The sequence below is a fragment of the Paenibacillus sp. S-38 genome (assembly GCF_049942825.1).
Classification (GTDB): domain Bacteria; phylum Bacillota; class Bacilli; order Paenibacillales; family NBRC-103111; genus Paenibacillus_G.
The window spans coordinates 2,729,937-2,748,088 of record NZ_CP187970.1; the positions used below are offsets into that span (position 1 = coordinate 2,729,937).

14 protein-coding genes are annotated in these 18,152 nt (G+C 59.9%); 11 read left to right on the top strand and 3 right to left on the bottom strand.

Features of this window, described 5'->3' with window-relative positions:
- On the top strand, positions 1-378 hold the full coding sequence (locus ACP26L_RS12495) for a MerR family transcriptional regulator (protein WP_426452847.1): 378 nt from the start codon (positions 1-3) through the stop codon (positions 376-378).
- Between the two features lie 269 nt (positions 379-647).
- Here the strand turns inward: ACP26L_RS12495 and ACP26L_RS12500 are convergent, their stop codons facing one another.
- Complete coding sequence (locus tag ACP26L_RS12500; protein WP_426452849.1) at positions 648-2,009, bottom strand: MATE family efflux transporter; 1,362 nt, start codon at positions 2,007-2,009, stop codon at positions 648-650.
- 148 nt (positions 2,010-2,157) lie between these two features.
- Entirely contained in the window at positions 2,158-3,579 is a 1,422-nt protein-coding gene (locus ACP26L_RS12505) for a hypothetical protein (RefSeq protein WP_426452850.1), read from the bottom strand.
- Between the two features lie 314 nt (positions 3,580-3,893).
- On the opposite strand from ACP26L_RS12505, the gene ACP26L_RS12510 reads away from it, so the two are divergent.
- From ACP26L_RS12510 to ACP26L_RS12535, 6 genes are all read left to right on the top strand, one after another.
- Entirely contained in the window at positions 3,894-5,399 is a 1,506-nt protein-coding gene (locus ACP26L_RS12510; protein WP_426452851.1) for an oligosaccharide flippase family protein, read from the top strand.
- Between the two features lie 397 nt (positions 5,400-5,796).
- A complete protein-coding gene (locus ACP26L_RS12515; protein WP_426448395.1) occupies positions 5,797-6,918 on the top strand; it encodes an IS110 family transposase in 1,122 nt (373 codons plus the stop codon).
- Between the two features lie 1,502 nt (positions 6,919-8,420).
- Positions 8,421-9,404, top strand: coding sequence for an aldo/keto reductase (locus ACP26L_RS12520; protein WP_426454912.1), 984 nt, complete (start codon positions 8,421-8,423; stop codon positions 9,402-9,404).
- Positions 9,405-9,826: 422 nt separating this feature from the next.
- Positions 9,827-12,334 (top strand): glycosylhydrolase-like jelly roll fold domain-containing protein, encoded by a 2,508-nt coding sequence (locus ACP26L_RS12525; RefSeq protein WP_426452853.1) that lies wholly within the window; start codon positions 9,827-9,829, stop codon positions 12,332-12,334.
- Positions 12,335-12,336: 2 nt separating this feature from the next.
- Positions 12,337-13,011, top strand: coding sequence for a rhamnogalacturonan acetylesterase (locus tag ACP26L_RS12530; RefSeq protein WP_426452855.1), 675 nt, complete (start codon positions 12,337-12,339; stop codon positions 13,009-13,011).
- Positions 13,012-13,318: 307 nt separating this feature from the next.
- Positions 13,319-13,489, top strand: a complete 171-nt coding sequence (locus tag ACP26L_RS12535; protein WP_426452857.1) for a hypothetical protein — start codon at positions 13,319-13,321, stop codon at positions 13,487-13,489.
- Positions 13,490-13,564: 75 nt separating this feature from the next.
- Here ACP26L_RS12535 and ACP26L_RS12540 read toward each other — a convergent pair whose 3' ends face one another.
- A complete protein-coding gene (locus ACP26L_RS12540; RefSeq protein ID WP_426452859.1) occupies positions 13,565-14,398 on the bottom strand; it encodes a DUF2797 domain-containing protein in 834 nt (277 codons plus the stop codon).
- A gap of 249 nt (positions 14,399-14,647) precedes the next feature.
- Between ACP26L_RS12540 and ACP26L_RS12545 the strand changes: the two genes are divergently transcribed.
- The 4 genes from ACP26L_RS12545 to ACP26L_RS12560 all read left to right on the top strand — a co-directional run bounded on the left by ACP26L_RS12545 (position 14,648) and on the right by ACP26L_RS12560 (position 18,138).
- Complete coding sequence (locus ACP26L_RS12545; RefSeq protein WP_426454915.1) at positions 14,648-15,376, top strand: response regulator transcription factor; 729 nt, start codon at positions 14,648-14,650, stop codon at positions 15,374-15,376.
- Positions 15,366-16,394 (top strand): sensor histidine kinase, encoded by a 1,029-nt coding sequence (locus ACP26L_RS12550; RefSeq protein WP_426452861.1) that lies wholly within the window; start codon positions 15,366-15,368, stop codon positions 16,392-16,394. Before ACP26L_RS12545 ends, ACP26L_RS12550 begins: the two co-directional genes overlap by 11 nt.
- Before the next feature lie 96 nt (positions 16,395-16,490).
- The gene (locus tag ACP26L_RS12555; protein ID WP_426452862.1) at positions 16,491-17,411 is read left to right on the top strand and encodes an ABC transporter ATP-binding protein; all 921 of its coding nucleotides are present in this window, start codon (positions 16,491-16,493) and stop codon (positions 17,409-17,411) included.
- Complete coding sequence (locus ACP26L_RS12560) at positions 17,404-18,138, top strand: ABC transporter permease (protein WP_426452864.1); 735 nt, start codon at positions 17,404-17,406, stop codon at positions 18,136-18,138. The genes ACP26L_RS12555 and ACP26L_RS12560 overlap by 8 nt, the downstream gene beginning before the upstream one ends.
- The last annotated feature ends 14 nt before the right edge of the window (positions 18,139-18,152 follow it).

The window sequence follows — 18,152 nt, forward strand, 5'->3', positions numbered from 1 at the left end:
ATGGGATTATCCATCAAGGAAGCGGCACAGCAGGTAGGCCTCATGCCCCATACCCTGCGGTTCTACGAACAGGAGGGCCTGCTGCCGAATGTCGGCAGGGACGATCACGGCAACCGAATATTCGAACCCCATGATATGGGATGGCTCGAGCTCATCACCTGTCTGCGAGCCACAGGCATGCCGGTCTCCGAGATCAAGCGGATGGTCGAGCTCACCCGCGAGGGCGACGGAACGATCTCCCAGCGCAAGTCGATGCTGGCCCTGCACCGTACCGCGATCCAGGAGAAAATGAACGAGCTGCAGCACGCCCTCGGCAAGATCGACGCCAAGATGGAGTGGTACGACTCGCTTGAGCGGCGAGCCCGAGAGCAGCGTTAAGTTGCTAAGCAAGCGCAGATGACCCGGGTCTTAAAGCAGCAAGCAGACGTAGAGGACCCTGCGCTTGAAGCAGCAAGCAGACATAGATGCGGCCGGAAGTACACCCGCGTCATCCAGTCATTGGCGCATGCGAGCAATACGTGAGCATCCGTAAGCCGCTTACAGAAGGCAAGGCCCGTCCGAAAAGGATTTCGGACGGGCTTTTTTGTTCTGCCCCAAGGTGAGCGCCGGACTGCTTCGACATGCCGCGTACCCTGCCGGCAGGCTGCTTACATATGCATCGCTGCGCCGGGTGCAGCGGGGGCCGATTTGGCGCTGGCGCTGCTCCAGTCGAGCGACAGATAGCGCCAGCCGTTCGCAACGGCCTGCATGACGATGAGCATGCACAGCGCGGTCCAGGCGCCGACCTGGCCGAAATCGTAGACCTGCGTTAACAGAACCGTGCAGGGAATGAACAGCAGCCAGTTGAGTACCAGCGAGATGCGGGACAGGAAGGTCGTATCCCCGATGCCCCGCAAGCCCCCGGCGAAGATGATGCTTCCCCCCGTGAAGAGCTGGATGAACGAGGCAAGATGGATCAGCGAGATCGCGGTCATATATACGGCCGCTTCACTCGTATAGAGCTTCGCTACCGGCAGGGCTAACAGGAACAGGAAGAGTGATACGAGCACCATGAAGAGAAGCCCAAGGTATACGGTTACGAGTCCGAAGCGCCTGGCCTCCAGCGGGCGGCCCTTGCCGATCTCCTGGCCGATGCCGATCGTCGCGGCGGCACCGAAGCCGTTCGACGGCATGAAGCCGAACGACAGGATATTCAGGGCAATCTCGTTGGCCGCGATCGCCGTGGTGCCAAGGCGCGTAATACAGGCGGTGAAGACGAGCATCCCGACGCTGTTGGACATCTCTGTCACGCCGAGCTTGACGCTCTCGGAGAAGACCATTTTGATCTGCGCAAGCTCCATCTTGAACCAGGCTCTGGTATTGTACTTCTTGTGCATGACCCGGTAGAAGACGACCAGGTTGAGCAGCAGAGTGATCACCTCCGCCGCCGCCATGCCCCATGCGGCTCCCTGCAGCCCGAGGTCCGGGAAGCCGAACTTGCCGTAGGCGAGCAGGTAAGTCAGGGTGACGACAAGAGCGCTATTGATCAACGAGATCGTCATCGGGGTTTTCGTGTCGCCGATCGCTCTCATGTAGGCGAAGAAGACGCCGCTGAAGAGCGTGAAGATCATGGCATAGAAACGGACCTGCACGTAAGGGGCGCCGAGGGTCAGGATTTCCTCGTTCGAGCCCATCAGCTTCAGGGTCCAATAGGGCAGCGCGAAGCTGGCTGCGAAGAGCACGATGGCCTGCAGCAGAGTGCCGAGCAGGGCGATCTGCATGCGCTGGTTGCCCTGCTTCATCGTATTCGAGCCGAAATTCTGGGCGACGAGATAGTTGATCGTGCCCTGTACGCCGGAGAACATGGCCCACACGTTGTACATCAGAATGTTGGCGATACCGACGACGGCAATGGCTGCGGCCCCCAGTTTGCCGACGATCATCAGGACGAGCAGTCCCGTAAAAGTCATGGATGAGAACGTTGCGATCGACGGCAGAGCCAGCCGCAGAATAGGTCTGACTAAGTCCATGGGATCACCTTCCGATCCGCATTCGTTGATCCCGGATAGTCTGCATATAGGGTATTCATTGGATCTTTTCACCTCAAGTCCTCATGCTACACCTTCAAGTGGACTTTAAGGCAAGGGGTTTTGAAGTATTTTCGGCCTGTCAAAGAAATTATAAAAGCAGCAGCCCCGCGGCGATCCCGATTCCGCCGAAGACGATGCCGTAGGCCAGGTTCCACTGCGTAATCCGGTACGGATTCACCTCGAGCAGTCCGGCCATGATCGTCACGGTCGTGTTGAACGTGCCCATAAAAGAGGACGCCAGCGTCGAGGTGATCATCACAACGGCAAGGCTCAGCGGACTCACGTGCTCCATCACCGGCTGGAGGAAGATGCCGAACAGGCTCATGACGACGAGCGGATGGATGCCGAGCACCGGAAGAACGAGCGAGACGGCCAGGATGATGAGGAACACCAGCAGCGGCGAGCCGGAGAGGCTTTCGACGCTTCCGCTGAGCTCTCCCAGCAGCGGCGTGCGTGCGAGCACGCTGTTGAAGAGCCCGAAGGAGAGGAACAGAACGAGCAGATGGCGGAGGTTGTCCACCCCTTCCTTCCAGTGCCGGGAGCTGAGCGCGGCGAAGCGCCCGAAGCGCTTCAGCAGCAGGGCCCATCCGGCTGCGAAGGGCAGCAGCACGAAGGTCATCGCCGCGAAAAAGGTGGACCCCAGCGCCGCCTGCAGCAGGAAGGCCGAGCCGATGAGCAGCACAAGCGCCCCGAGGAAGACGAGCGTCTTCGGGATCGAGTGGGCCTTGGGCTGTGCCGGGGGCTGAGACGGGTCCGCTTCCTGTGCGGGTGCCAGCGGCAGGCTGCGGAACTTCAGGGCCCACAGGCAGCAGGCGGCGAAGAGCACGAGCGAGACGGCGAGCAGCCACGGCAGCAGCGCGAGGTAGGACACGCCGGTCAGGAGGACGGCGGTGGCGACGAGCGGCTCCACCGGGCTCCACACGGCGACCATGCCGAAGCCGCGGAGCACCGACATGCCGATGAACCGGCGCGAAGTGTCCTCTCCCGCGTTCCTCAGCTGCCTCCCCAGCACGCGGTGCAGGAGAGGGAGGGCGGCGAAGAAGAGGAACAGGCTCAGGATATAGCTGACGGCCAAGGAACGGATATACAGCTGGCCCAAGCCCCCCGAGGGGGCGTTCAGCCAGCGGCTGAGATTACGGTCGTACCCGCCAAGGCGGATCGCTCGGTTCACGAAGGGGAGCATGAAGAGCAGGGCGACCAGCATCACATTGCGGGTCATGAGGCCCGGCAGCTCGCTCCAGGGCACTCCGGCCCAGGCCATACAGGCCAGCGAGGCGGCGATGAACAGCGAGCCGACCACCTGGAACAGGCGGCGGGCGGCCGGGAAGGAGACGAGATAACAGAGGACGGCGAGCCAGCCTTGAAGCGCGGCGGCCCAAGCCCAGCCGGTCAGCACATGCATGGCATACGCCAGCACGAGCAGCGTAATGAGATAAGGCCTTGCCGGCTGCAGAAGGCTCATAAGGCCCCCGGGGTTCATGGGGTTCAATGGGCGGGTAAGTAACGTCACGGCGGGTTCTCCTATTCTTGGTGCTTGCAAGCGTTTCACAAGACGTTTTTAATTTGTAGTCATCCGCATTCCTTACTCAATGCGCACCGTTATGAAACGAACGGCGGCCCCGTTTTACTTACCGGGTATTATAGCACTTCCCTTCCGCCTACGCCTCCCGCGCCTGGACTCGGGAAGAATCTAACTTGGTGTCTGAAGAGCAAGAAATGGATGTTTTTTCGGTGAAATGGGTCCGAGAGTCTGTTTTTTCGCATTTTTTGGCCTTTGCGCTTAAAACGTTTCACTGATACGATGTAGCAAACGTTTGCATTGCCATGCAGCAAGTGATTTCATCGAAGAAGAAGGGGATGGCCATGTCCGAATCGGGTATGCCGCTGAGCGGCTCCCAGCGATTTTTGATTCGAAGCGTCTCGATTGTGGTCTTGGGGCTGTTCGTCAATCAACTTCTGCAGACGGTGGGGAGCATTGTACTCGCACGGCTGCTGAACGATCCCGTGGCGTTCGGGGAAGTGAATCTGCTTCTGCAGATTTTTGGAATGGTCACGCTGTTTCTGAATGTGGGGTTCAACTCGGCCCTAGTGTATGCTTTCTCAACGCATAAGGAAGAAGCCCTGCACGTGAAATTCCGGCATGCGGTTGCCGGCAGCGTGTTTTTTGCTGTCTTGACGGGCTTGGTTCTGGTTCTGCTGGCGCCGGTGCTGGCGGGGGCCTACGGGATCCCGAAGCTGCAGGGAGCGCTGACAATCAGCGCGGCAACGCTGATCTTCCAGTCCGTCGTGAACATCGGCGTCGCTTCGTTCTCAGGCTCCCGGGAGTTCCACACCCAGGCGTTCTTCATGGTTGTCATGACCGTCTTCTCGACGGCCGGCATGGTTGTGGGCGTCCTGCTGCCGGTCGGCGGCTATCTGTGGGGCGTCGCCCTGTGGAGCTGCATCGGGGCGGCCTGTACGGCGGCCTTCGTCAGCTGGCGGGCGCACCGGGTGCACCGCCCGAAGTGGAAAGGTCCGCTGTCCCTCGGCCAGCTGCGCGAAATGCTGCAGTACGGGGTGCCGATGTGGGCCGGCAATATCGCCAAGGCGTTCCAGCAGCCTTTCCTTGTCATGATGATCGGCTCGATCTCGGTCGTGGCCGTCGGCGAGCTGGCGAATGCGTCGCGGATCACGGGCTTCGTGGGCATCATCACGTGGGCGTTCATGATCGTGACGCTGCCGTTCGTGGCCGACAGTATCCGCGACCCCGAAGAAAGCCGGCGCCGTGGCACGCTGTGCATCCGCTACAACAATCTGGCGCTCTATCCGCTGACTGCGGCCATTTGCCTTTTCCCGGACGAGCTCAACTCCTTCCTCTTCGGCTCGGGCTATACGACGCAGGATTCCGGCACGTATATCCGCCTGCTGGCGCTTGGGGTGTTCTTCTCTTCCGTCGGCCGGCTCGGCAGCAATATCCTGGCGGGCGTCGGGAAGACGAAGGCGAACTTCTGGGTGATGATCGTGGCAGGCGTGCCGGTGATCGTACTTGTGCCTCTGCTCGTCGGCATCCACCCCGTATGGGCCGTCTGGATCTATACCGGCAGCTGGGCCGCATCGGCAGCGGCCATGATCGGCTTCTTCCACCGGGAACGCTTCCCGCTTGACTGGTGGCGGGCTTACGGCCAGCCGCTGATCCCGACGCTCGCCATGTGCCTCTTCATCGGACTTGGCCGGCTGGCGGGAGCCTGGTTCCCCGTATTCGTCGCGCTTGGCGTGGCAGGACTCGTCCTGCTCACCCTGCGGATCGAGACGAAGGGACTGTCCCTTGGCCGAGTGCGGATTACACGCTGAGCCAGGGGGAGGCGCTGGATGGAGAAGAATGAATGCGTGGGATGCGGGTCGGGTGCCTGAGCATGGTTGAATGGTTGGCCTGTTTCCCGCTCGGCGTGGCAGGCCCTCGTCCGTCGCGCCCGCTGTGGCAGGCTGGATCTGCAAGCCTCGAGGCGTCCTTCGGCAAGTTACGGAGCCGGACTTTATGGGGAAATACGGTACGCGTAGGTGCTGATGCACGCCCGGAATAGCTGTGGGGCTTGCTGCGGCCCCGTTTCGCATAGTGTACGTCGAATAGTTATAATGAACGAAACCGACTACCTCTTTGCATCACGTAGGTTGAAGTTGGAAATGACTTGGAATGAATAAACCAATCAAATCCAAAACAGAGCTACAAACAAAAAGGAGTCGGTTAGTAATGAGTATGTCCACAAAGTATGTAGGGTTAGACGTATCCAAGGAAAAAATTGCTGTTGCTATCGCCACGGAAAATCGAGATGAGCCTGTACGGTTCTGGGGGACGATTCCACATACCAAAGAGGCCGTGCGAAAATTAGTCAAGCAGCTTGCAAAGGACGATGAGATCAAACTCGACGTTTGCTATGAGGCCGGGCCTACAGGGTTTCAACTGTATCGTTGGTTCCTTGAACTCTTTGTCAATTGCAGCGTCGTTGCGCCCAAAGCATTGGATGGCAACAAGCGCATTAAAACCGACAAAAGGGATGCCATACGTTTAGCGCAGCTCTACAGGGCCAGAGAGTTAACCGAAATCTACGTACCTACACCCGAGGACGAAGCGCTGCGGGATTTGGTTCGGGCCCGGGAGGATGCGGTTCAGGATATGAATCGGCACAAGCAGCGGCTAACGAAGTTCCTGCTTCGGCACCAGCTTCATCCACCGGGCGGCACGAAGGTATGGACATCGGCCTACGAGAACTGGCTGGATACCTTGCGCTTTACGGATGCGTGCGAGGATATCGTCTTTCAAGAATACCGCAACACCATCAGGGAGGCCGCAAACCGGATTGGGCGATACGAAAAGGAAATGGAACGGCAGGCTTCGGCAGGGTGCCAGGCTACCATGATTCAGGCGCTGCAAGGACTTCATGGTATTGCTTTAGTTACGGCCACTACTCTTGCGGCCGAACTCGGAGATCTCGCAGGAAGATTTGCTTTTGCGCCGCAGCTTATGAGTTATTCCGGATTGGTACCTTCGGAAAGTTCAAGCGGAGGCAGCCGCCGGCAAGGGCGAATCACGAAAGTCGGAAATGCGCATATCCGACGGGTACTGGTCGAAGCCGCCTGGACCTATCGGAGCAAACCCGCTGTAAGAAGAGCCCTGCGAGAGAGGCAAAAGGAGCTAAGCTCGGAGATTATTGAGATCTCTTGGAAGGCGCATAAAAGACTGCATCATAAATTTAATAGGTTAAGCTTCAGGGGAAAGAACAAAGGAACCATCGTTACCGCCGTGGCCAGGGAGCTCTTGGGATTTATCTGGGCTATAGCCAAGGAAGTCCAGAAGCAAAGGGCGGCAGCATAATCGCTTGTGCTTGTAATAGAAGTTTGAAAATACGAAGAAGGAGGTGGTAAGAGAACGGATTTGAGGAAGATGCGTTACATTCTTTGGCTCGGGGGCAAAGTACAAAGCTAGGCAGAGAGAAATCCGCGTAGTTCCGCTGCACAAAGCAAGGGAACAGGAGCTTTATGTGCGTTGATAGTTAGCAGGAAACTCTCTGGTCGTATGTAATCACATGTGAGAACCCACGAATATCAGGTTGCCAGCCGGCGCAAAGAACCATTTTGCCCTCGTGCCAAGGAATGTAGACATGTCCCGCTGTTCTCAGGAAAAAGACTATGCAGGGAGCACGCCCCCTGCACCCCGTTACTCGCCGTAAGGCAGGGTCTGACTTGATAGTCAGACCCGTAAACAAGTATGGGAGGAAAGAAGCCGCCTGTCAAAAAGAACACCTTGACAGGCTTAGTTTGGAGTACAAAAAAACAGGGATACGTGCTGGGAGTTGCTCGGTTACGTTCATATCAGCGGAACTCAGATGTCTTATTTTGCTCTAACATGGGGGTATAGGCCTGTTAGGATGCCAATAACGCATCTGAGTTCCGCTATTTCCCAAAAGGGACTTCTCATGGTGAGAATAACGCATCGTAGTTCCTCTATTTCACGAAAGGCCCTCCCGCGAGTGTAGAAGTGCATCACAGCCACTGGTCCATAGGAAAGGACATCTCAAAATGGGGATGGTACATCGGAGCTCCGCTATTTCTCAAAAGGTACCTTACATTGTGACAATAGCGCATCGTGGTTCCTCTATCTCACGAAAGGCCCTCCCACGAGTGTAGAAGTGCATCACAGCCACTGGTTCATAGGAGAGGACCTCTCAAGATGGGGATGGTACATCGGAGCTCCGCTATTTCTCAAAAGATACCTCTCATGGTGAAAATAGCGCGTCGTACTACCCCTATTTCACGACAGTTCCGCCAACTAGTGTAGTAGTGCATCGAAGCTCCGCTGTTTCATAGGAGCGGACCACTCACGCTGGGGACGGTGCATCGGAGATCCGCTATTTCTCAAAAGGTACCTCACATGGTGACAATAGCGCGTCGTACTACCTCTATTTCACAAAAGACCCTCCCACGAGTGCAGTAGCGCATCATAATTCCGCTGGTTCACAGGAGCAGACCTCTCACGCTCGGGATGGTACATCGGAGTTACAAAAGTCGCCTTCTCCGCTGGAAGCGGCACATCGCAGTTCCGCTTTTGTTTCAAAAGTCACGCCTTACGACGGCAATAATGCATCAACCTCCATCGGCCCTGAGTTTTCTGACCTTGGGGGTGACCCTGCCGACGGGGCGGAGGGTGGTTCGTGCGGCCCCCTTTTTTAATATACCACCATATACATACCGGCTTGTCTGACTGACAGCCATCACAGTCCAGGGGCCAAACAATCTCTCAAGTGCGTGTCTTCCGTTCTTCCTCTTTTTGGGATATGATGGGAACTGAAGCTTGGTCAAGGAGGAGTGAGTGGGAAGATGGAGTATGTGAAGCTTGGTTCTACCGGATTGGACGTTTCCCGGCTGTGCCTGGGGTGCATGAGCTATGGGGTGCCGGAGCGCGGGGCGCACCCGTGGTCGCTGGATGAGGAGCAGAGCCGGCCGTTCATCAAAAAGGCGCTGGATCTCGGGATCAACTTTTTCGATACCGCCAACATGTATTCCGACGGGACGAGCGAGGAAATCGTTGGCCGTGCCCTCAAGGATTACGCGAACCGCGACGAGGTGGTCATCGCCACGAAGGTGTTCTATCCGATGCGCAAGGGGCCGAACGGCGGCGGACTGTCGCGCAAGGTCATCCTGACCGAGATCGATCACAGCCTGAAGCGGCTCGGCACCGACTATGTCGACCTCTACCAGATCCACCGCTGGGATAACGCAACGCCGATCGAAGAGACGATGGAAGCCCTCCACGATGTCGTGAAGGCCGGCAAGGCCCGTTATATCGGCGCCTCCTCCATGTATGCGTGGCAGTTCCTCAAGGCGCAGCATACGGCGGAGCGCCATGGGTGGACACGCTTTGTCTCCATGCAGAATTACCTCAACCTCCTGTACCGCGAGGAAGAACGGGAGATGCTGCCGCTCTGCAAGGACGGGGGCATCGGCGTCATTCCATGGAGCCCGATGGCACGCGGAAGGCTGACCCGCGAATGGGATGAGAGCAGCGAGCGCTCGATGACGGACGAGTTCGGCAAAACGCTCTATGCCGCTACGGCGGAAGCCGACCGCCGGGTCGTCGAGCGGGTGGCTGAGGTGGCGGCGGAGCGCGGCGTGCCCCGAGCCCAGGTTGCGCTGGCGTGGGTGCTGCAGAAGGAGCCGGTGACCGCACCGATCATCGGGGCGACGAAGACGCACCACCTCGACGATGCGGCCGCAGCCTTGACGCTGAAGCTGACGCCGGAAGAGATCACGCGTCTGGAAGAGCCGTATGTACCGCATCCGGTGCTGGGCGGATTGAACTGATCGAAGGCGGGGCACTCCGGGAACGGGGTGTCCCTTTTTGGAGTATCTGCGGGCAGTTCGCCCGTTCCTCCCGCGCAAGGTCGGTCCCGCAGCAGGCGTCTCCCGCCGGTCGGAAAGCGGCGGTACAGCGAAAAATGCGCATGAGCCCGGCTTAGCGGGCATCGCACAAGGATCTGCAAGAATATCCAATGGCGGTCAAGCGGCGGAGCGGGTATGGTGAAGAGAGAGGCCATGCTGCGGCAGCCATAGAGAATCCATAGAGAGTATCAGACATCCTGCCTGTGGAGGCTGCCCGGCATGAACCGGACGCGTTCAGGCCAAGGCCGGCAGTAGGAAACAGGCTTACATAGAAGAAAAGTCGCCGAAGCGGCCGCCGATCGTGTGCATGGAACATTACTTTTTGACCCTGGAGGTACAACCGTATGCTGGACCGTTTGAAGGAAACGTTCGTCCATCCCCCCGACGAATTCACCCCGGTGCCGTTCTGGTTCTGGAACGATGGGCTGTCGAAGGAGGAAATCATAAGGCAGATCCGAGATTTCCATGCCAAGGAGGTCGCGGGCTTCGTGCTTCACCCGCGCATGGGACTGCCGCGATCCCAGCCTTATCTCGGGCCGGAATTCCTGGAGCTGGCCGAAGCGGCCGTGAAGGAAGCGGCGGAGCTCGGTATGCGAGTCATTCTGTACGATGAGGGCATGTATCCCTCCGGAGCGGCCAATGGCCTCGTGGTGAAGCGCAATCCGGACTTCGCCAGCCGGGGACTGCAGATGACGGAGTACCCCTGCGCTGAGGAGGGGAGCACCCGCATCAAGCTGAGCGTAAGCCCGGGCGAGCGGATTATTGCGGCTCTGGCGGTCCGCAGGATATCGGAGAAGGAGATTGACCCGTCGGCCACGCTGCAGCTCCAACCCGCTGCCTCCGACGGGGAGACAGTCGAATTCACTCCGCCGGGCGAGGGGACCTGGTCCCTTCTCGTGTTCACGGATACGTATTCCAAAGGGACGATCCGCGGCATTCACGAGGGACAGGACGATGGGGAAGCGGATGCCCCGCTGGCTGCCGACCTTCTGAATCCCGAGGCGGTCCGGGCATTCATTGAGCTGACCCACGAGCGGTATTATGGGAAGCTCGGGGCGTACTTCGGATCGACCGTGATCGCGATGTTCACCGACGAACCGGATCTGCTCGGGAGACGGCATATCCGCGGCCTGAAGCCATGGACAGCGGACCTGCTGGAGGAGGTGCTTGCCGCCGGTGTCCGGCTGGAAGAACTGCCCGCCCTGTGGCTTCAGGCCGGGGAGGAGACGCAGCGCATCCGCAGCGCTTACGAGCATGCGGTTTACCTGCGGATGACGCGCGCTTACTACAAGCCTCTCTACGATTGGTGCGAAGCGCACGGGATCGCTCTGACCGGCCATCCGGCGGCGAGCGACGATATCGGGCTGCTGCAGTATTTTCACATTCCCGGGCAGGACGTCGTATGGCGCTTCATCGCTCCCGAGAACGACCTCGGGATCACCGGGGCGCACAGCACGCTCGGTAAGTGCTCGGCTGATTCGGCCCGCCACCGGGGCAGACGGCGCAACCTCAATGAGGCGTTCGGGGTCTGCGGAAAAGAAAGCGGCTGGGCGCTCAAGGCGGACGAGATGAAATGGTACCTGGATTGGCTGTTCGTCCGAGGCGTGAACCTGATCTCTCCGCACGCGTTCTATTACTCGATCCGTGATGAGCGGCGTGACGAGCGTCCGCCGGATGTGGGACTGAACAATATCTGGTGGCCGGAGTACCGGCGGTTCTCCCGCTATATCAAGCGGATGAGCTGGCTCATGACGGACAGCGTCAACCAGGCGCAGATCGCGGTCCTGACAGCGCCTTCCGGCCTGCCCTGGCAGTCCGTGCGGGGGCTCTTCGAGCGGCAGCTCGAGTTCAATTATCTCGAAGAAGAGCTGCTGCACTCCGCATGCGAGCTCGACGGGGGAGTGCTTCGCATCGCGGGTCAGGCGTATCGGTCCGTGCTCGTGGAGAACGGCAGCCAGTTCGGACGGGAGACCTGGAGCAGGCTCCGGACCTTCGCGGAGCAGGGCGGCATTGTGGTCGAGGCCGTGGATGGGGAGCAGGCGGGTGCCGGCGGACCGGACATCGGCCAGAGGCGGACGGCGCCCGCCGGAGCGGCGGAGCTGCTCGAAGCGGCGCTCGGACGGGATGGCAGCCTGTCTCCCGCCCATCCGGACATCCGGATCAGCCACGTCGTGAAGGAAGGCGTACACTTCTACTGCGTGGTCAACGAAGGGGAGGCCGCTTACGAAGGCGCATTCCGACTGCCGGCAGGCACCGACGGACGAACGGAGATCTGGAATCCCTGGACAGGGACGATGGAAACGGCTGCGACCGCACCTGCAGAGAACGGAGCGGAGCTGCAGCTGCGGATTGAGCGGAGGGAATGCCTCGTGATCGCCGTCGACCCGCGTCAGCCGGCTGACCGGCAGCTTGCGGTCTCCGGCATCCGGAGGCTGTCCCAGGAGATTCCGGTGACGGAAGGCTGGCGGGTGCAGGGAGCACCGGGCGTGGAAGAGCTTTCCTCCCTTTCCTCATGGACGGAATGGGAGGGGATGGCTCATTTTTCCGGCACGGTAGTCTATGAGGGGAACGTGCGGCTGGAAAGCCGAACGGCTGGCGTGGATAACCATGCCGTACTGGATCTCGGCGAGGCACATGAGCTTGTCCGCGTATGGGTCAACGGCAGGGAGGCCGGTGCCCAGATGTGGAGTCCGTACCGCTTCCAGGTCGGGGAGTTGCTCCGCGGGGGGGATAACGAGCTGACGGTAGCCGTGACGAACACGCTGGCCAACCGCTACGACGGGCAGTCGCTACCCTCGGGACTGATCGGTCCGGTGAAGCTGTCCATCTACACGGCGGGAGAGGAGAAGTAACGATGAGCGCGACTAAGAAGATCAAAGTCTATCTGGCCGGAGACTCCACGGTACAGACTTATACGGAGGACCGGGCGCCGCAGGCCGGGTGGGGCCAGTATATTGCGGAGCATTTTACAGCGGAGGTTCTCTTCGATAACCGGGCGATTGGCGGGCGCAGCTCGAAGACGTTCGTGGAGGAAGGGCGCCTGGCGGAGATCCTCGCGGAGATCGGCGAGGGGGACTACCTCTTCGTGCAGATGGGACACAACGATGCGACGCCGAGCCGGCCGGAGCGGTACACGGAGCCGTTCGGGGGCTATAAGGACTATCTGCGGCAGTACATCACGGGGGCCCATGAGCACGGGGCCCGGCCGGTGCTGATTACGCCGATGGGCCGCCTGCACTACGAGGACGGCGTGTTCCTGAACGATTTCGCGGACTACTGCACGGCGATGAAAGAACTGGCGGAGGAGCTGGGCGTGCCGCTCGTCGACCTCATGACCCGCAGCCTGGCCGATTATGCGGCGATGGGCTACGACGAGGCGCAGCGCCTGTTCATGATCTCCGTGAACGGGACGGACCACACGCACTTCACGGAGGCCGGCGCGCAGCGGATTGCAGCCCTCCTGGCCGAGGGCGTGCGAGAGCTGGGGATCCCGATTTCGGAGCACGTGCTGGTGCTGCAGGGAAGGTAGATCGAGCATGGCTGTGAATAAGATAGCATAAGGAGAAAAGGGGAACCGTTCCGACTCGAAAGAAGAGGGATGGTTCCCTTTTCTGAAGTCTTAGTCCTTCACCGGTCAGCCGTTCCAGCTCGTCGAAGGTGAGGGGCAGTACCCGGCAGGATACTTTTGAGAGACCGGCAGGATAGGGCAGAGGGGAAATAGAGGATACGAATAAGATTGACAATAATTGGTTCCCTGTTTATCCTAACTTAAGCAAGGAAATCCCTGATAACTGCCGCTGCTTACCCCACTTCCACTTGCGCGAAGGAGGTACGGCATGAAATTCGAAACGGCGGTGAAGGCGGCCCCGTTCGCCATGATCCTCCTGATGATGTTTGCCCTGTTTGGCCGAAACTATGTAACGTATGCGCCAACCATCGGTTGGTTAGGAACGTTCGCTGTCCCCCTCTTGCTCGCGGTCTGGAATTTGGCGAAGGCCCGGAAGTAAAAACAGCCCCCGATGGAATGCATCGGGGGCCGCTTCATTATAGATGGATGGGAATCAAAGAATGATGGCTGTTTTCTAGTATACGAGCTGGTCTTCGGCTTCCTCGACAGGCACCGGGGCTGTAATGTCAATATTCACCTTGTAGCCGCTGAATTTCTTGACATTGAGGACGGCCCCTTCAAAAATCAAGTAATTGCCCTTGATGCCAATGAGGCGGTCCGTGATGATCGGCGCCTTGGCCAGATCGTAGGTCTTGATCTTCTCGGGCGAGAGCAGCTGCGGATACACGAACTCGTGAACCTCCGCATCATCCAGCAGATAGGGCCGGAACGCTTCCGGCACGTGGGGCAGAATCTCCTGCCGGCTCCGCAGCAGGTCGATGTCGTCGACCTGGCCTTTGAGCATTTTTCGCCAGTCGGTCTTGTCCATCACATACTTGCTCAGCTCGAATTCGAGCTCGCCTGCGAGTTTGCGTGTCGGCAGCTCTGCGAGGGGAATCGCCTGGATCGCCCCTTGATCGGTCCAGCGCTTCATCTGGTTGCCCTTGCGCGTCAGCCCGACCTTCAGGCCGCTGCTTACGGCCAGATAGACATAATGCGGTACCATGCAGTAGGTCTGCGCGAACTCGGGGTCCCGGCAGGTGCCCTGATCGAAGTGGCATTCATGCGGCTTCACGATGCAGAGATCGTTCTCGGCCAGCTCGGTGAAACAGGGATAGCAGTAGCCGGAATTATAGGTTTTCTTGATCTTCCGCGAGCAGTGAACGCAGCGGATCTCTCCCGTGAACTGGATGTGGAGCGTCTCTCCAATCCAGTCGTTGAGGGGAAATTCGGTATCGTCGAGCTTCAATCTATACTGAACCGGCGCTTCGTACCGGTGGGCAAGGCCTTGCAGCATCCCGCTGGGCATAAGGGAAGTCCTCCTGTTGTGCATGAATGGTGGGAAAAAGTAAGAATGAATGTTCCTCTATTATACCTCCTCCGCCCCCGAAGGGACAGGAAGGAATGGGAAAATGGGGGGACTTTCGGAGTCCCGGGGGGCAATAGTACCGGAATTGAAACATTTGGGGGGGAGGCTCCGTCTGCCATAAGGATAGTTCATGGCGAACGGCCGGACGGCTGTGACGCACTAGAGAAGGAAAAGGAACAGGTGAGAACGATGGAAGAAGTTCGGCTGCTTGTCGCCGATGACGAGAAAGAAATCCGGGATCTGCTCAGGCTCTACCTGGAGCGGGAGAGGTACCGCGTGGATCTGGCCGCAGACGGGGAGGATGCACTGCGCCTAATCGGGGGGCAGACATACAGTCTGGTTCTGCTTGACCTGATGATGCCGGGTGTGGACGGCATGGAGGTGTGCAGGCGCATCCGCGCCGTCTCGAACGTGCCGATCCTCATGCTGACCGCCAAGGATCAGGAGATTGACAAGGTGCTCGGCCTCAGCATGGGGGCCGATGATTATATTACGAAGCCGTTCAGCATCCATGAGGTGGTGGCAAGAGTGAAGGCGCAGCTGCGGCGCTTCAGGGTGCTGGGCAGTGAAGCGGACGCCGTCGGGAGCGGCGGCCACGACAGCGCCGTGCTGCGCTTTCGGAATCTGACGGTCGATACGCGGACCTATACGGTAACCAAGGACGGGCAGGAGGTCAGCCTCACCGCCAAGGAGTTCCAGCTCCTGAAGCTGTTCGCCTCGCACCCCCACCAGGTGTTCACGAAGACCCAGCTGTTCCGGCAGGTGTGGGACAGCGAGTATCTCGAAGACGACAATACCGTGATGGTGCATATCCGCAAGCTCCGCCTCAAAATCGAAGACGACCCGTCCGACCCGAAGCGCATCCAGACGGTTTGGGGGATCGGCTACAAATTCGCGGGTGAGCCTCATGAAGCGTGACGGAGGGGGGCTGCCCCTCCTGCAGCTGACGGCCGCCGGGGGACTGCTGCTCTCCGAGGCCGGGGGCTGGGGCTGGAGCGGGCCGGCGGGGCTCCTGCGGGGAGTCCTGTGGGCCGTGGTCGTGACGGTCTCCCTGCTGCTGCTGCGGAGCAGCCTCCGGCATACCGAACGGCTGAAGTCCCTGACGGCCGAGCTGCACCGCGTCATGGAGGGACACGGCGGAGCCCGGCTGCTGGCCGGCGGGGATGCCGTGTGGAACGAGGCCGCCTTCGCGGTGAACGGGCTCATCGAGCGCCTGGCGGAGGTCCAGGCCCGTTCGCTCCGGTCTGAGGCGGCGAGGCAGAGCCTGCTCGCCAACATCTCGCATGACATCCGCACCCCGCTCACCTCGATGATCGGGTATGTCGATGCGCTGCGGGACGGGGTGGCGCCGACCCGCGAGGAGCAGGAGGAGTATGTGGCGATCCTCTCCCGGAAGGCGTATGCGCTGAAGCGTCTCGTCGACGAGACGTTCCATCTCGCGAAGCTCGACGCGGATGATCTGCCTCAGCGCCCCGAGCCGCTCGACTTCGCCGAGGAAGCCCGGCAGGCGCTGATCTCCCGGCTCCCCGAGCTCCAGAAGCGGGGAATCGAACTGCAGGTCCGTCTGCCCGAAGAGGGCTGCCGGATCACAGCCGACCCCCTCAGCCTGCAGCGGATTCTCTCGAATCTGCTGGAGAACGCGCTGCGCTACGGCGGGGAAGGCGGCGTCCTGGGCGTGGAGCTGGCGGCGGAGGGCGGGGAATACCGGCTGCAGGTCTGGGACCGGGGACCGGGCATCCCGGCGGAGGAGCTGCCGCACATCTTCGAGCGCAGCTACCGGGGGGACCGATCGAGATCGTCCCGCGACGGAGGGAGCGGACTCGGTCTTGCGATCGCCCGGGCGCTGGCGGAGAAGAACGGGGGAAGGCTCCGCGCCGAGAGCGAGCCGGGGGTGCGAACGGTGTTTACGCTGGCTTTTGGACGGGCAGCCGATTAAGGAAATGGTAAGAACTCGATAAGCGGGGCTTAAACTCTGGGGGTTATGATGAGTGAGAAGCGGGGGATATCACCACATAAGGAAAGGAGGCGCCGCATGGGCACTGTCATCCGCACGACGGAGCTGAGCAAGATCTACGGCACGCAGAAAGCGGTGGACCGCCTGAACATGCACGTGGAGCAGGGACAGATCTACGGGTTCCTCGGACAGAACGGAGCGGGAAAAACGACCACCATCCGCATGCTGCTCGGCCTGATCCGCCCTTCGCAGGGCGAGATCGAAATCTTCGGCGAACGGCTGCAGGAGAAGCAGAAGGAGATCCTGCGGAGAATCGGCTCGATCGTCGAGTTCTCCGGCTTCTATGAGAACCTGACGGCGCGGGAGAATCTGGCGGTCAATGCCAGGCTGATGGGCGTACATAAGAAGAATGCGATTGACGAAGCGCTGGAGACCGTCGGCCTGCAGGGCGAGACGAAGAAGCGGGTCGGCTCGTATTCGCTCGGCATGAAGCAGAGGCTCGGCATCGCCCGCAGCATCCTGCATCATCCGGAGCTGCTCATTCTCGACGAGCCGACGAACGGACTCGATCCCATCGGAATCAAGGAGATCCGCCGGCTGATCTCCTCGCTGGCCCGGGAGCGGCGGATCACGATCCTGATCTCAAGCCACATCCTGCCCGAGGTAGAGCAGCTCGCCGACCGGATCGGCGTGATCCACCACGGCCGGCTGCTCGAGGAGATTTCCCTGGAGGAGCTCCGGCGCCAGAACCGGCGGTTTCTCGAATTCAAGGTGTCGAGCGATACGAAGGCGGCCATGCTGCTCGAGAAATTCTGGCACATTCACGATTATGAAGTGGGGGATGAGGGACGCATCCGCATCTACTCCCACATCGGGGAGCAGGGGAAGATCAACAAGCTGTTCGTCGAGCACGGCATCGAGGTGACCGGAATGGCGGTGAGCGAGGACCGGCTCGAGGATTATTTTGTCCGGAAGATTGGGGGAGGAAGCTTTGGTTAATCTGCTCTATACGGAGCTGCTCAAGCTGAAGCGGGCGCGCATGTTCCTGGTCAGCCTGATCGGGGCGGCCGCAGCCCCGGTGATGATGTTCCTTGGGCTGCTGGACTTCCACATGAGGCGGCCGGGGGAAACCGTGAGCTTCGCCAAGGTGTTCGAGGACACGAACCTGTATGTGATGCTGCTCATCGGGACGCTGCTCTACGGGGTGATCACTGCGTACCTGTTCCAGCGCGAATATACGGAAGATACGCTGAAGAATCTGCTCACGATTCCCGTATCGCGGGGCAGCCTGATTATCAGCAAGCTGCTGCTGCTCTGCCTCTGGATCGCGGTGCTGACGCTGACCGCCTGGGTGCTGGCTCTGGCGGCCGGCCTGCTGGGTGGAGCCGTCGGCCTGGATACGGACGTGCTGCTTCAGTCGCTCGGGCAGTATTTGGCCGGGGGCGGCCTGCTGTTTCTTTTGTCCACGCCGACGATGTTCGTGACGTTCCTCTTCAAGAATTACGTGCCCACGATTATCTTCACTTCCGTGATCACGATGGGCAATGTGGCCCTGGCCAACCGGGATTATAAGGCCCTCTTCCCCTGGTCGGCCGTGCAGGTCATTGCAGGCGGAGGACAGGTGGAGGCGTATCCGCTCCACTATTCGTACATAGCGGTAGGCCTGGCCTCCCTGGCCGGATTCCTGGCGACGCTGATTTATTTTAAGCGCACGGATATTCCGTAGAAAGAGATACAGTA

What these genes read in the sequence shown, in the direction of transcription:
- ACP26L_RS12500 (WP_426452849.1), bottom strand. Translation starts at nt 2,009, where the DNA reads ATGGACTTAGTCAGACCTATTCTGCGGCTGGCTCTGCCGTCGATCGCA.
- ACP26L_RS12555 (WP_426452862.1), top strand. Translation starts at nt 16,491, where the DNA reads ATGGGCACTGTCATCCGCACGACGGAGCTGAGCAAGATCTACGGCACG.
- ACP26L_RS12495 (WP_426452847.1), top strand. Translation starts at nt 1, where the DNA reads ATGGGATTATCCATCAAGGAAGCGGCACAGCAGGTAGGCCTCATGCCC.
- ACP26L_RS12530 (WP_426452855.1), top strand. Translation starts at nt 12,337, where the DNA reads ATGAGCGCGACTAAGAAGATCAAAGTCTATCTGGCCGGAGACTCCACG.
- ACP26L_RS12515 (WP_426448395.1), top strand. Translation starts at nt 5,797, where the DNA reads ATGAGTATGTCCACAAAGTATGTAGGGTTAGACGTATCCAAGGAAAAA.
- ACP26L_RS12535 (WP_426452857.1), top strand. Translation starts at nt 13,319, where the DNA reads ATGAAATTCGAAACGGCGGTGAAGGCGGCCCCGTTCGCCATGATCCTC.
- ACP26L_RS12510 (WP_426452851.1), top strand. Translation starts at nt 3,894, where the DNA reads ATGCAGCAAGTGATTTCATCGAAGAAGAAGGGGATGGCCATGTCCGAA.
- ACP26L_RS12550 (WP_426452861.1), top strand. Translation starts at nt 15,366, where the DNA reads ATGAAGCGTGACGGAGGGGGGCTGCCCCTCCTGCAGCTGACGGCCGCC.
- ACP26L_RS12525 (WP_426452853.1), top strand. Translation starts at nt 9,827, where the DNA reads ATGCTGGACCGTTTGAAGGAAACGTTCGTCCATCCCCCCGACGAATTC.
- ACP26L_RS12520 (WP_426454912.1), top strand. Translation starts at nt 8,421, where the DNA reads ATGGAGTATGTGAAGCTTGGTTCTACCGGATTGGACGTTTCCCGGCTG.
- ACP26L_RS12540 (WP_426452859.1), bottom strand. Translation starts at nt 14,398, where the DNA reads ATGCCCAGCGGGATGCTGCAAGGCCTTGCCCACCGGTACGAAGCGCCG.
- ACP26L_RS12545 (WP_426454915.1), top strand. Translation starts at nt 14,648, where the DNA reads ATGGAAGAAGTTCGGCTGCTTGTCGCCGATGACGAGAAAGAAATCCGG.